Genomic DNA, 13,346 nt, shown 5'->3' on the forward strand with positions numbered 1-13,346 from the left:
TCGTGTGGTCGGCACCACGCCTCCCTCCGGGCCGAATATGGCAGCGCCTCAGGCGGGGAGGAACAAGGCCTGCTGGCCGCATCCGGCCAACCCGATGCAGGATCCGGCCCGATCGTCCCTCTCCTGCGGATCTCACGATGTGGTCACCATCGACGCATGGGGAAACCTTTACCCTTCGTGCACGCACCTTCTACAATCCCGGCAGCAGACGTCGGCCACCCCTCCCAGCCTTCTCCCGCGGAGTGCCTCTTGATCGTGTACCACATGGCGGTCCTTGGCCTCACGGCGGCGGAAGAGGAGATCTACCGGCACCTGTTGCGCAACCCCGGAGTCGAACTCGACGACGTGCACGTCCTGGTACGGCAGGACCGGCTCGTCTCGGAGGCGGCGGTGCGTCGACTGCGGGAGCTGCAGGTCATCCGTGAGGGCGACGGCAAGGCGTGGCCGCACAAACCGGAGCTGGTGGTCAACCGGCTGGCCCAGCAACGCCTGGACGAGTTCTACAGCACCATCCGCACGCTCTCCGACCTGAACCCCCTCGTGGACGCCCTGCGGCGTGAGGCGCACGACCGTGGCTCGAACTCCGAACAGGCCCCGATGGAAAGGCTGATGGGGCTGTCGGCCATCCGCGAGCGCCTGGACGAACTGGCGTTCTTCGCCCGTACGGAGGTCCTGTCCTCCGAGCCCTACACCGCGCTCACCCCGGAGAACATCGAGCGCTCCCGCGAACTGGACCTGCGCTGCCTGCGCCGTGGCGTCGTCCTTCGCACCCTGGTCCGCGCCTCCGCGGTGGCGGACGCCGCCACGCGGGCCTACCTCCAGGAGCTGACCGACGCCGGGGCCCGGATCCGGGTGATCGAGGACCTGAGCGAGCTGATGATCGTGTACGACCGGCACACCGCGCTGGTCCCGGTGGACCCGAAGGTCACCTCCAAGGGCGCCCTCTGCTCCAGCGAGGAGGGCATCGTCACCGCCGTCGTCAACAACTTCGAGCGGCTGTGGGCGGGGGCCGTGGAGTTCGCCGACCTCGTAGGGCCGGGGGAGAGCCCGTCGGGCGAACCCGAACTGACCGATCTGCAGGTGCAGGTGCTGCGGGCGATGTGCACGGTCGCCAAGGACGAGACCGGCGCCCGCCAGGTGGGCGCCGCGCTGCGCACCTACCGCCGCCACATCTCGGAGCTGATGCGGATCCTCGGCGCGGAGAACCGCGCCCACGCGGCGCTGCTGGCCAGAGAACGGGGGTGGGTCTGACCGCCGGTCGTCCGCCCGGCCGTCAGCCGTCCTCGAACTCCCGGGCGTCCGCCCACAGTCGCTCGAAGTGGTTGACGACCATGCTCACCATGCCCGGTTCACCCGTCACGAACGCGCCCCTGCCGATGTCCGAGGGCACGACCGGAACCAGCACGGTCCGGCCGTCGTGCACCACCATCGGGCCGTCGGAGGTGGGCAGCACCCGCACCCGCGCGCCCGCGTCGGCCAGTCGGCGCAGGTGGGCGACGACCGCCGGGCCGGCGAGCGCGGACCGCCACACCAGGAGCCGCACGGTGACGCCGCGGTCCAGCATCCGCAGGCACAGGGACACCGTCACCCAGGGGGGCCGGTGTTCGGACTCCTCGCAGAGCCCACTAGCGAGGACCTCGTAGCGGGCGCCCAGGGCGAGCGCCTCCACCCTGGCGCGCAGCGCGGCGGGATCGGTGATCCGCTCCACCGACCGACCGTCCGGCGGTGGCGTGTCGACCTCCTCGGGCAGGCTGCCGACGGCGGCCTCGTCCTGGAGGGAGAGCACCATCGGGTAGATCTGGGCGAGGCCGCGGGTGATGGTGTGCAGCTCGGTCAGCAGCCGCTCCGCCAGCCGGCCCACCACCAGCTCCGGCTTCTCCGGCCACAGCGCTCCGTCGTCCTCGACGACGGCCCCCAGGGCCTTCAGCCGTGCCACGACCGCCGCGCCGGTCCCGCGGGGGTGCCATGGCGCGGCGACGATCTCGTCGACGCTGCTGCCGGGGTGCCTCAGCAGGTGGCGGTAGGTCTCCTCCTCCGCCGGGCTGATTCCCAGGAACTGCATGCGGTGCATCGGTGGTGCTCCACAGTCGGTCGGTGACGATGAGCGGAGAGGTGGTGGTCCGGGTGTGCTGCTCGGCACCCGGACCACTGGACCCGCCGCCGGGCGGGCTCGCCGCCCGGGATCAGGTGCCCGGCTTCTTCTGCCAGCCGTTGACCGGCCGGCACGGGTCAGCGGCGCCGAGACAGTGGTCGTCCGCCAGTACGACGGCCGTGTCCGTCGGCTTGCTGTCCCCCGCGAGGGCGCGGACCGTACCCGTCGTCGCCGACACGATCAGCCCCGCCGCCGCGATCCCCAGGATGGCCCTGCCGATGACGGTGCGCATCATGGTTCTTCCCCTCCGGGCGCCCGGGGCGCCGCAACTTCGGGAGTGCCCGGGGCGAGATCCCCGACGATGTCGGAAGCATCGCAGCGATCGTCCTTCCTCCACAGTCCCCGCGTTGGCACGCTCCTGCCTCTCCGCCGTGCACGATCCTGCCAACCGGGGGCACCGCGGACGGGCCGGTGGTACGGGGGGCAGGGCGGTGAAAGCGCCTCCCAGGCGCCCCAGGGCGGGGCCGACGACGGCGGCTGCGATGGATTCCGGGGCTGCGCCGGCTACTACCTGAATCGAGCACATCCGGCCCGCGATGCATCAGGTGGGCATCTCCATGAGGAGCAGCGGGGTGGTGGTGGGCCGGCGCGATCCTTCGTCGGGTTCGAGGGTGAGGCCGATCGCCGTGGCGGTGCCGGGGTCGCCGTGGAGGGGGACGGTGCCGTCCTCGTGGATGAATCCGGCCGACCGCATGACGCCGTCCTGTTGCAGCCACAGCTGGTAGGTGCGGCCGGGGGCGGGTGCCGGGAGTCCGGTCGCGGTGAAGACGGCCAGGTTCTGGCGCGCGGAGGTGACGACGGTGGTGAAGGCCCCGTTGGTGGCCCTGCCGTGTGCCGTGCGCGCGTCCGATGCGGCCAGGACACCGCTGATGGTGGCGAGGCTCTGTTCCGCCTGCTGGGTGCGGTGTTCGGCTTGCTGGGCCTCCCGGTACTGCCAGCCGGTGAGACCGGCGAAGGACACGGCCGTGGCCAGGGCGGCGGCCAGTCCCAGAGGCCAGGCTCCGCGGCGCAGCCGGCCGCCGATGGTCTTCGTGACCGGCGGGGTGCTGAGTCGTGGGGGCAGTTGGCGTACGCCGGTGACGGCCTCCATCGTGCGCTGCTTCATCGTGGCGGGCGGTTCCTTGGCCGCGGCACCGGCAAGGCGTGCGGTGGTGGCCCGGAACTCCGCCACCTCCCGCCGGCATGCCTCGCATCGGGCGAGGTGGCGGGTGAAGGAATCGGCCTCCTCGGCGTCGAGGGCGTCGAGGACGTAGGCGCCGGCGAGGATGTGGATGTCGGACGCGTTCACGCGGTCACCCCCATGCAGTCGCGGAGCCGGATGAGGCCGTCGCGCATGCGCGTCTTGACGGTGGGAAGGGGCGTGCGCAGGGTTTCGGCGACTTCACGGTAGGTCAGTCCCTGGTAGTAGGCCAATGTCACGGCTTGGCGCTGGAGTTCGGTGAGGCCGCGCAGGCAGCGGCGGACCTGCTCGCTCTCCAGGCGGGTCTCGACTCGTTCGGCGACGTCGTCGTAGGCGGTGTGGTGACCGTGGGCGGCCTGGGCGTTCTCGCGGTCCGTCGCGGCCTGGGCGGAGCGGACCCGGTCCACCGCCCGGCGGTGGGCGATGGTGGCCGCCCAGGAGATGACCGAGCCGGCCTCGCTGCGGTAGCGGGCGGCCCGCCGCCACAGGTCGATCATGACCTCCTGAGCGACCTCCTCGGACTGGGCACGGTCGCGCACGAGCCTCATGACGATGCCGAAGACCATCGGTGCGAGCGCGTCGTAAAGGGTGGAGAAGGCGTCCTTGTCGCCCCGGGCGACCCGGTGCATGACCGCGGCGAGATCGGGGTCGGTGCTGTCCGTGGCGCGGTCGAAGGGGAGTGGTCGGTTCACCTCGGGCTCTCCGTCGCCCGCGACGAGACGAAGCGGTCGGGCGGGGCCGGGTGGGGGAGGGCTGTCCATCGCATGCTGGTCCTTCGTCGGTAGAGCCTGGCCCGGCACGGGCCGGTCGCAGCGTCACGGGATGTCTCTGCGAGCCCTTCGTAGCGGAGACGCGTCCGGATGGGGCCGATGAGCGGGATGTCCGCCGTGACTTCACCGGCGTCCCGAGGCCCTGCCGCGCATCCTGGTCCGTCTGTCAGGGAGCAGCGGGCTCTCACTCTTTCGGCTGATGGACCCATCCGCAGGGCGGTGGCCGCCGAATTCCCGTCGTGAGCAACTTCCGCAACATCGTCGTCGGGGCGGGGCCCGGAGTTCTGGCCGGTCTGGTCGCCGGGTTCTCCGCCCTGGGGGTGGCAGAACTCGTCGCCGGCCTCGTGCGCCCGGCGGCCGCGCCGGTCGCGGTGGTGGGCGGGGCAGTGATCGACAGGACACCGTCCGCGGTGAAGGACTTCGCGATCCGCTCGTTCGGCGAGAACGACAAGTCGGTCCTGCAAATCGGCATCCTCGCTGTCGTCGTCCTCATCGCGACGGGGCTCGGTCTGCTCGCCCCGCGTCATCGGCGTACCGGCGCGGCCGGGGTCCTGCTGTTCGGCCTGGTCGGGGCGATCGCGGCGATGAGCCGGCCGGACGCGGGCCCCGCCGACGTGCTGCCGTCCGTGATCGGTTCGCTGACCGGAGCGGCGGTCCTCTGCCTGCTGGCGTCCCGGGCGGTTTCCCAGCCGGAGACCGGTCGGCCCGAAGACGGTGGAGGGACGGGCCGGTTCCGAGCGGTTCCCGGGCCGGGGACCGGAAGGCCCGAAGGCGGTGGAGGGGCGGGCCGCTGGAACCGGCGCGGTTTCCTCACCGCCGCCGCCGTCACGGCCGGGGCAGCTGCGGGAGCCGGCGCTCTGGGGCGCTTCCTCGGTGCGCGGCGCGGCCGGGACGCCGTGGCCTCACGCAACCGTCTCGTCCTGCCCGCACCTGCCTCACCCGCGCCTGCGGTACCGGCCGGTGCGCGGCTGGGGACCGCCGGGATCACTCCGTTCACCACCCCGAACCGGGCCTTCTACCGCGTGGACACCGCGCTCGTCGTCCCCGAGGTCGACGCCGGCACCTGGCGGCTGCGGATCCACGGCGAGGGCCTCGCCCGCGCCCGTACGTACACCCTCGCCGATCTCCTCGCGCGCCCCCTGATCGAACGCGACATCACGCTCACCTGTGTGTCGAACGAGGTCGGCGGCCCCTATGTGGGCAACGCCCGCTGGCTCGGCGTCCCGCTGGCGGACCTGTTGGACGACTGCGGGGTGAGACCACCGTCGAAGGGCGGCGGGGCCGATCAGCTCGTGGCCCGGTCCGTGGACGGCATGACCCTCGGCAGCCCGGTCGAGGACGTCATGGACGGACGGGACGCGATGCTCGCGGTCGGCATGAACGGCGAGCCCCTGCCGTTCGACCACGGTTTCCCGGTCCGCATGCTCGTCCCGGGGCTCTATGGATACGTGTCGGCCTGCAAGTGGATCGAGGACATCGAACTCACCACCTTCGACGCGTACGACCCCTACTGGGTGAAGCGGAACTGGGCCCGCAGGGCGCCGGTCAAGACCCAGTCCCGCATCGACACCCCACGCCCGTTCGCGCGGCCCGCCGCCGGCACCGTCGTGGTCGCCGGGGTCGCCTGGGCCCAGCGGAGAGGCGTCACCCGCGTGGAGGTCCGTGTCGACGACGGGCCCTGGCAGGACGCGGACCTGGCCGCGCAGGACACCGTCGACACCTGGCGCCAGTGGGTCTACCGCTGGCAGGCCACGCGCGGCGGCCACACCCTCGCCGTCCGCGCCACCGACGGGACGGGCGCCGTCCAGTCCGAGCGGCGCGCCCGGACCATCCCCGACGGGGCGAGCGGCCGGCACAGCGTGTTCGTCACCGTCACCTAGGCCACCGGACCGGCCCGACCGCCGGCCCGGCAAGCACCACTGCCCTTCCGAAGAACGACAACCGATCCTTCAAGGAGCACCCGACATGAACACCCTTCGCATCCGCCGCAGCGCGCTCGCCGTGGCCGCCGCGACCCTCCTCCCCTTCTCGCTCGCCGCGTGCTCCGACTCCGGCAGCGGCACCGAGGCGGGAGCCGCCACGAGTGCCGCGGGCGATCAGGCCCGGACCGGCCAGGCGCCCACCGAGGACGCGATGACGACGGACGAGCCCTTCGGCCCGGCCTGCGCGGGCGTACCGAAGGAGGGCGCGGGCTCGTTCGACGGCATGGCCAAGGACCCGGTGGCCACCGCCGCGTCCAACAACCCGGCCCTGTCCACCCTGGTCAGCGCCGTCAAGCAGGCCGGCCTGGTCGACACGCTCAACAACGCGAAGGACATCACCGTCTTCGCGCCCACGAACGACGCCTTCGCGAAGATCCCGAAGGCCGACCTGGACAAGGTCCTCGCCGACAAGGACACGCTCACCAAGATCCTCACGTACCACGTCGTGGGCCAGCGGCTCACCCCGAAGCAGCTGGAGAACGGCACCTTCGAAACCCTCCAGAAGGGCATGATCACCACCAAGGGCTCCGGCGAGTCCTACACCGTCAACGACACCTCCAAGGTCGTCTGCGGCAACGTCAGGACCGCCAACGCGAACGTCTACATCGTCGACACCGTCCTCATGCCCCAGTAGCACCGCTCGGGCGGCCCGGAGCACTCGACGGCCCCGTATCCCTCGTCCGAGGGATGCGGGGTGGCCGGTGTGCCCGGGTCGGGGAGGTCGGGCCGCACCGCGTGCATCCGCCGCAGGAGGCCCCGGGGAACGCCGGATACAGGAGTGCGACACCAGTACCCCGGCGCGTGCTCGCGGCCGGTGGCCGATCAGGGAAGGCGCCATGACCGTCTCCGTCGTTCTGTACACCTCCGACCTCAGGGTCCACGACCATCCGCCCCTCAGGGCCGCGCTCGAAGGGGCGCAGGAGGTGCTTCCGGTGTTCGTCCGGGACCCGGCCGTGGACCGGGCGGGGTTCGCGGCCCCCAACCGGCTGGCATTCCTCGCCGACTGCCTCACCGATCTGGACCGGGGACTGCGGGACCGCGGCGGCCGTCTCGTGGTGCGGGAGGGCGACACGGTGTCCGAGGTGCGGGCCCTGGTGCGGCAGACCGACGCCGACGAGGTGCACATGGCCGCGGGCGTGACGGCGTTCGCCACGGCACGGGAGTCACGACTGCGCCGCGCGCTGGAAGCCGACGGCTGCCGGCTGTACGTGCACGACGGCGTGGTCGACGTCGTACCGCCCGGTGAGGTCCTTCCGTACGGATCGGATCACTTCGCCGTGTTCACGCCCTACTTCAAGCGCTGGACCGCCGAGCCGCTCCGGGTACCGCTCGCCGCCCCCAGATCGGTGCGGGTCCCCTCGGGGGTGCGGTCCGAGCGCATTCCACGACGTACCGCGGTCACCGGTGTGTCTCCCGCCCTCGCCGTGGGCGGGGAGAGCGAGGGGCGCAGGCTGCTCGGTTCGTGGCTGGCGGACCACGTCGACAGCTACCAGGACCGTCACGACGACCTGGCGGGCGATGTCACGTCCCGGCTCTCGCCCCATCTCCACTTCGGTACCGTCTCCGCGACCGAGGCGGTGCACAGGGCGAGCGGGCGGGGCGGCCCGGGAGCGGACGCCTTCGTACGGCAGGTGTGCTGGCGCGACTTCCACCATCAGGTCCTGGCCGCGCGGCCCGAGGCCGCGGGCGCCGACTACCGTCCGCGCCAGGACCGCTGGAGGCGGGGCGCCGGCGCCGAAGCGGACCTCGCCGCCTGGCGGGAGGGCCGAACCGGCTATCCCGTCGTCGACGCCGCCATGCGGCAACTCGCCCACGAGGGATGGATGCACAACCGAGGCCGGTTGATCACCGCTTCCTTCCTGGTGAAGACGCTCTACATCGACTGGAGGGAGGGGGCGCGTCACTTCCTGTCCCTGCTGGTGGACGGTGACATCGCGAACAACCAGCTCAACTGGCAGTGGGTGGCGGGCACGGGTACGGACACCAGGCCGCAGCGCGTCCTCAACCCGGTGCGGCAGGCCAGACGGTACGACCCCGACGGCAGCTACGTCCGCCGCTGGGTCCCGGAGCTCGCGGGCCTCGAAGGGCCGGCCGTCCACGAACCCTGGCGGCTCACCGGACTGGACCGGGCGTCCTTCGACTATCCGGATCCGGTGGTCGAGCTCTCCGAAGGCCTGGCGCGCTTCCGGGAGGCCCGGAGCAGCTCCTGACCGGTCTCCCCGTCGCGGACCGGTGGGCGCGACGTCGATTTCGATGCGAAAACGATGCGAGTTGTGCGGAGAAGGGTGTCGGCCGGAACGTGAGGGCGTACGAGGCCGACGAGGTCCACCCGCAGGAGGACGCGCCATGACCGCACACCGGATCACCAGCCACCTCGTCGAAGCGGCGGAGCCGTACTCCGGTCACACGCCGGCCGAGGACGGCGACGACTGGATCGCCCGGGGCCTGGTCCGCGGCGACGAGCACTGTCTGGCCGCGGCGTACCACCGCTGGGGCCGTCTGGTCCACACGCTGGCGGCCCGGGCGCTGGGGGACCCGCGCGAGGCGGAGGACATCACCCAGCAGGTGTTCGTCGCCGCGTGGCGCGGACGGTCCACCTTCCGCCCCGAGCGCGGCACCCTGCCCGCGTGGCTCACCGGCATCACCCGCCGGAAGATCGCCGACACGCTGACCGCGCGTACCCGCCGCACCGAGCTCGCGGCGACCCTCGGCGCCGCCCTGGAGCACGAGGCCGGGACCGAGGACCAGCCCGAGCGGGTCCTCGACCGGATGGTCGTCACCGAAGAACTGGCCAGGCTGCCCCGCGTCCAGCGCGACGTCCTGGAACTCGCCTACTTCGCCGACCTGACCCAGACACAGATCGCGGACCGCACCGGCATGCCGCTGGGCACGGTCAAGAGCCACGCCCGGCGCGGCCTCCGGCGCATGCGCCACAGCCTGGCGCCCGTCGCTCCCGTCGCCTGACCGGCCCGTCCGGCCGCCCGAGGGCTCCGAACAACCGACAGCAGAACCCAGGCCGCCGCGCCGACCGGCCGACGGCCGCCACAGGAGAGTGGAGACGATGAACGGACGAACCGTCGCGGTGGTGGGGGCGGGGGTCGCGGGTCTCACCGCCGCCCACGTCCTGTCCCGCGCCCACAGCGTGGTGCTGTACGAGGCGGACGACCGGCTCGGCGGCCACGCGCACACCCACGAGCTGCCCACCGCCGAGGGCGGGACGCTCCATGTGGACACCGGCTTCATCGTCCACAACGAGCGGACCTACCCCCACCTCCTGCGCCTCTTCCGCGAACTCGGCGTCACCACGCAGGACTCCGAGATGAGCATGTCCGTCCGCTGCGACGGCTGCGGCCTCGAATACGCCGGCGCGCGCGGGGTCCGCGGACTTCTCGGCGGCGAAGGCGCCCGCCGCGGCCGCCATCTGAGGATGCTCGCCGACGTCCCCCGCTTCCACCGTGCCGCGCGCCGCCTCCTGTCGGGCGACGACACCACGAGCACACTCGGCGACTTCCTGCGGGCCCACCGCTTCTCCGCCCACTTCGCCGGCCACTTCGCGATCCCCCTCGTCTCCGCCGTCTGGTCGTGCGCCCCCGACACCGCGCTGCGCTACCCGGCCGCGTACCTGTTCCGGTTCCTCGACCACCACGGCCTCCTCGCCGTGACGGGATCCCCGCAGTGGAAGACCGTCACCGGAGGGTCGGCCGCCTACGTCGAACGGATCGCGAAGGGTCTCGTCTCCGTACGGACCGCGACCCCGGTGCGCGCCGTCGTGCGCGGCGCCGACCGCGCGACCGTCGTCACCGCGGACGGCGAGGCTGCCGAACACGCCGCCGTCGTGATCGCCGTCCACCCCGACCAGGCCCTGCGCCTCCTGGCCGACCCGACCGAACAGGAGCGGCGTGTCCTCGGCGCCTTCACCTACTCCCGCAACCCGACCGTCCTGCACCGCGACACCACCCTCCTGCCGCGCTCCCCGCACGCCAGGGCCTCCTGGAACTACTGGCTGCCCTCCTGCGCCGCCCGCCCGGAATCCGTCCAGGTCAGCTATGACATGAACCGGCTGCAGCGCCTCCCCGCCCATGAGCCCCACATCGTCACCCTCAACCCCGGCGACCGCGTCGACGAGTCCACCGTCCTGGCCCGCATGACGTACGAACACCCCGTCTACACCCCGGAGTCCGTGGCCGCCCAACGCCTCCTGCCCACCCTCCGTACCCCTGTCACCGCCTTCGCCGGCGCCTACCACGGATGGGGCTTCCACGAGGACGGCTGCCGGTCCGGTGTCGAGGCCGCCCGCCACCTGGGGGTGGAGTCGCCATGACCGGCACGGCCCCGCCGTCCGTCCCCGCCCTGTACGAGACCGAGGTCGCCCACACCCGCGTCACCCCCTTCCACTACGCGCTCCGCCACCGCACGTACATGTGGCTCATCGACCTCGACCACCCGCCCGTCCTGCCCCCGCCCCTGCGTCCCCTCGCCCGCTTCGACCCGTCCGACCACTTCGACGGCGACGCCCCCACCCTGCGGGCCGGCCTCGACGCCTGCCTCGCGGCCCACGGGGTGGCGGACGCGGGCGGACGCGTACTGATGCTCGCCCACGCCCGCGTCCTCGGGCACGTCTTCAACCCGCTCACCCTGTACTGGTGCCACGACCGCGCCGGCCGCCCCGTCCGCGTCGTCGCCGAGGTGCACAACACCTACGGCGGGCGCCACACCTACCTGCTGCACCCCGACGAACGGGGCCGCGCGGAGACGGCCAAGGAGTTCTACGTGTCGCCGTTCCTCGACGTCGAGGGCACCTACCGCATGCGGCTTCCGCTCCCCGACGACCGTCTCGACCTGACCGTCCAGCTCCGCCGCGCGGACGGCTCCCGCCCCCTGACGGCCACGGTCCGCGGCACCCACCGGCCCGCCCGCACGAGCACCCTGCTCGCCGCCGCGCTCCGCCACCCCTGGCCGACCGCCGCCGTCTCCCTCGGCATCAGACGCCACGGCATCCGCCTCTACCTCAAGGGGCTCCGCCCCCGTCCCCGTACCGCCCCGCAGGAAGGCACCCCGTGACCCTCTCGCTCCCTCCGGCCGAGCCGTCCGCCGGCCGGCTCCCGGTGGACCCGGACCGCTGGCCCGACGTCGCCGGGCCACCGCGCGCCTCCGCCGTGCGCACCGCCGTCGCCCGCCGTCTCGTGGAGCGCGCCTTCGCCGGGCTGCCGCTGCGGATACGGACCGGCCGGGGTACGCCCCTCGGGCACCAGCGGACGGGTGACGACCGCCCCCTGCCGACCCTCACGCTCCTCGATCCGGACGCGTTCCACCGACGGATCGGCGCCGACGGGCTGATCGGCTTCGGAGAGTCGTACATGGCCGGCGAATGGGAGGCCGACGACCTCGTCGACGTCCTCACCGTGCTCGCCCGCCACGTCGACGACCTCGTTCCCGCCCCGCTGCACCGGCTCCGCGGCGCCTGGGTCCGGAGCAGGCCCGCAGCCGACCGCAACACCCCCGACGGGGCACGTGAGAACATCCACCGCCACTACGACCTCTCCAACGAGCTCTTCGCCCTCTTCCTCGACCCCGGTCTCAGCTACTCCTCGGCGATCTTCGACCCCCTCCCGGCACGGCCGGTGCTCCTCCCCGACACGGACTTCACCGCCGCCCAGCACCGCAAGATCGACCGGCTCCTCGACCTGGCCGGGACAGGTCCCGGCACCGAACTCCTGGAGATCGGCACAGGCTGGGGCGAACTCGCGATCCGCGCCGCCGCCAGAGGCGCCCGCGTCCGCACCGTCACCCTCTCCGAGGAACAGCTCGCCCTCGCGCGCCGACGCGTCGCGCGCGCGGGCGTCGGCGACCGCGTCACCGTCGAACTGCTCGACTACCGTGACATCCGAGGCCGTTACGAAGCCGTCGTGAGCGTCGAGATGATCGAGGCCGTCGGCGCCGAGTACTGGTCCGACTACTTCGGCGCGCTCCGCCGTCTCCTCGCCCCGGGCGGTCGCGTCGCGCTCCAGGCCATCACCATGCCGCACGAACGGATGCTGGCCACCGCCCGTACCCACACCTGGATCAGCAAGTACGTCTTTCCCGGCGGCCTGATCCCCTCTCCCGAGGCCATCGCCCGCGAGAGCGCCGCGGCGGGCCTGCGCGTCACTCGGGACACGAGCTACGGCGACCACTACGCGGAGACCCTCCGCCAGTGGCGCGCCCGTTTCCTGCGGGAGGAGGCCGCCGTGGCGGCGCTCGGCTTCGACCCCGTCTTCCGGCGCATGTGGGAGTTCTACCTCGCCTACTCCGAGGCCGGATTCCGCTCTCAGTACCTCGACGTCCGCCAGCTCCGGCTCACCGCCGACGAACCGGGAGCCGCCCGATGAGCGCCGTCGACGCCGGGACCCTGGGCCTCGTCCTCGGCGCCTCGGCGGCCATCGCCCTGACGGTCATGCTGGTGACCTTCGTGATCGGCACCGCGAGGGGACTGCACCGGATCGTCGACGTCGCCTGGGGAGTCGCCTTCACGGCGGTCGCCGTCGGGGCGTGGTTCCTCGCGGCCGGTCAGGGCGACGACGTCCGCCGGACCGTCGTCGCGCTCGCCACCTCCGTCTGGGGACTGCGGCTCGCCATCCATATCGCCCGCCGGGGGCGCGGTCACGGGGAGGACCCCAGGTACGCCCGGATGCTCGCCCGGGCCCGTGGCAACCCCACCCTCTACGCGCTGTGGAAGGTGTACCTCCTCCAGGGCGCCCTGGTCTGGCTCGTGTCCCTGCCCGTCCAGGTGGCCGTCCTGATCCCCGCGCCCCTGGACGCGACCGCCTGCCTGGGCCTCGTGGTGTGGGCGGCCGGCCTCGCCTTCGAAGCGGTGGGGGACCGGCAGCTCGCCCTGTTCAAGGCCGATCCGGCGAACCGGGGCCGTGTCATGGACCGGGGTCTGTGGAGCTGGACCCGCCACCCGAACTACTTCGGCGACTTCCTCGTCTGGTGGGGCCTGTACCTGATGGCGTGCGCCACCTGGCCGACCGCCGTGCTCACCCTCGTCTCGCCCCTCGTCATGAGCGCCCTACTCATCTGGGGCAGCGGCAAACGGCTCCTGGAGGCCCACATGGCCGATCGCCCCGGGTACGCGGCCTACCGGGCGCGCACGAGCGGTTTCGTCCCCCGGCCTCCCCGCCGGCCGACGGAGGGGAAACGGGCCGGCGGCGACGGGACCCGGGGACGGGAGACGAGCCCTCCCCCCGTGTGAGGATCCGTGTGAGGGTCCGCGTGAGGGTCCG

Annotated in this window: 13 protein-coding genes; 9 read left to right on the top strand and 4 right to left on the bottom strand. The window is 72.7% G+C overall.

The annotated features are described in order from the left end of the window. The first annotated feature begins 264 nt into the window (after nucleotides 1-264). Entirely contained in the window at nucleotides 265-1,251 is a 987-nt protein-coding gene (locus V4Y03_RS28265) for a helix-turn-helix transcriptional regulator (RefSeq protein WP_317873412.1), read from the top strand. A 22-nt stretch (nucleotides 1,252-1,273) separates the two neighbouring features. Here V4Y03_RS28265 and V4Y03_RS28270 read toward each other — a convergent pair whose 3' ends face one another. The 4 genes from V4Y03_RS28270 to sigK form a co-directional block, all read right to left on the bottom strand. After that, nucleotides 1,274-2,071: a TrmB family transcriptional regulator gene (locus V4Y03_RS28270; RefSeq protein WP_332436744.1), complete on the bottom strand. Its 798-nt coding sequence runs from the start codon at nucleotides 2,069-2,071 to the stop codon at nucleotides 1,274-1,276. A gap of 112 nt (nucleotides 2,072-2,183) precedes the next feature. Next, the gene (locus V4Y03_RS28275) at nucleotides 2,184-2,387 is read right to left on the bottom strand and encodes a hypothetical protein (RefSeq protein ID WP_332436745.1); all 204 of its coding nucleotides are present in this window, start codon (nucleotides 2,385-2,387) and stop codon (nucleotides 2,184-2,186) included. Nucleotides 2,388-2,693: 306 nt separating this feature from the next. Then, a complete protein-coding gene (locus V4Y03_RS28280; protein ID WP_332436746.1) occupies nucleotides 2,694-3,440 on the bottom strand; it encodes an anti-sigma factor in 747 nt (248 codons plus the stop codon). Further along, a complete protein-coding gene (gene sigK / locus V4Y03_RS28285; RefSeq protein WP_443079833.1) occupies nucleotides 3,437-4,024 on the bottom strand; it encodes an ECF RNA polymerase sigma factor SigK in 588 nt (195 codons plus the stop codon). Before sigK ends, V4Y03_RS28280 begins: the two co-directional genes overlap by 4 nt. A 317-nt stretch (nucleotides 4,025-4,341) precedes the next feature. Between sigK and V4Y03_RS28290 the strand changes: the two genes are divergently transcribed. The 8 genes from V4Y03_RS28290 (at nucleotide 4,342) to V4Y03_RS28325 (ending at nucleotide 13,315) form a co-directional block, all read left to right on the top strand. Then, entirely contained in the window at nucleotides 4,342-5,982 is a 1,641-nt protein-coding gene (locus V4Y03_RS28290; RefSeq protein ID WP_443079834.1) for a molybdopterin-dependent oxidoreductase, read from the top strand. Between the two features lie 85 nt (nucleotides 5,983-6,067). After that, nucleotides 6,068-6,718, top strand: a complete 651-nt coding sequence (locus V4Y03_RS28295) for a fasciclin domain-containing protein (protein WP_317873416.1) — start codon at nucleotides 6,068-6,070, stop codon at nucleotides 6,716-6,718. A 202-nt stretch (nucleotides 6,719-6,920) separates the two neighbouring features. Next, nucleotides 6,921-8,294, top strand: a complete 1,374-nt coding sequence (locus V4Y03_RS28300; RefSeq protein WP_332436747.1) for a cryptochrome/photolyase family protein — start codon at nucleotides 6,921-6,923, stop codon at nucleotides 8,292-8,294. A gap of 136 nt (nucleotides 8,295-8,430) precedes the next feature. Beyond that, nucleotides 8,431-9,048 (top strand): sigma-70 family RNA polymerase sigma factor, encoded by a 618-nt coding sequence (locus V4Y03_RS28305; RefSeq protein ID WP_332436748.1) that lies wholly within the window; start codon nucleotides 8,431-8,433, stop codon nucleotides 9,046-9,048. A gap of 97 nt (nucleotides 9,049-9,145) precedes the next feature. Next, complete coding sequence (locus tag V4Y03_RS28310) at nucleotides 9,146-10,405, top strand: NAD(P)/FAD-dependent oxidoreductase (protein WP_332436749.1); 1,260 nt, start codon at nucleotides 9,146-9,148, stop codon at nucleotides 10,403-10,405. Beyond that, on the top strand, nucleotides 10,402-11,145 hold the full coding sequence (locus tag V4Y03_RS28315; RefSeq protein ID WP_332436750.1) for a DUF1365 domain-containing protein: 744 nt from the start codon (nucleotides 10,402-10,404) through the stop codon (nucleotides 11,143-11,145). The genes V4Y03_RS28310 and V4Y03_RS28315 overlap by 4 nt, the downstream gene beginning before the upstream one ends. Next, the gene (locus tag V4Y03_RS28320) at nucleotides 11,142-12,452 is read left to right on the top strand and encodes a cyclopropane-fatty-acyl-phospholipid synthase family protein (protein WP_332436751.1); all 1,311 of its coding nucleotides are present in this window, start codon (nucleotides 11,142-11,144) and stop codon (nucleotides 12,450-12,452) included. The genes V4Y03_RS28315 and V4Y03_RS28320 overlap by 4 nt, the downstream gene beginning before the upstream one ends. Then, nucleotides 12,449-13,315: a DUF1295 domain-containing protein gene (locus V4Y03_RS28325; RefSeq protein WP_332436752.1), complete on the top strand. Its 867-nt coding sequence runs from the start codon at nucleotides 12,449-12,451 to the stop codon at nucleotides 13,313-13,315. The genes V4Y03_RS28320 and V4Y03_RS28325 overlap by 4 nt, the downstream gene beginning before the upstream one ends. Nucleotides 13,316-13,346: the final 31 nt, after the last annotated feature.

This window comes from Streptomyces sp. P9-A4, assembly GCF_036634195.1.
GTDB lineage: Bacteria > Actinomycetota > Actinomycetes > Streptomycetales > Streptomycetaceae > Streptomyces.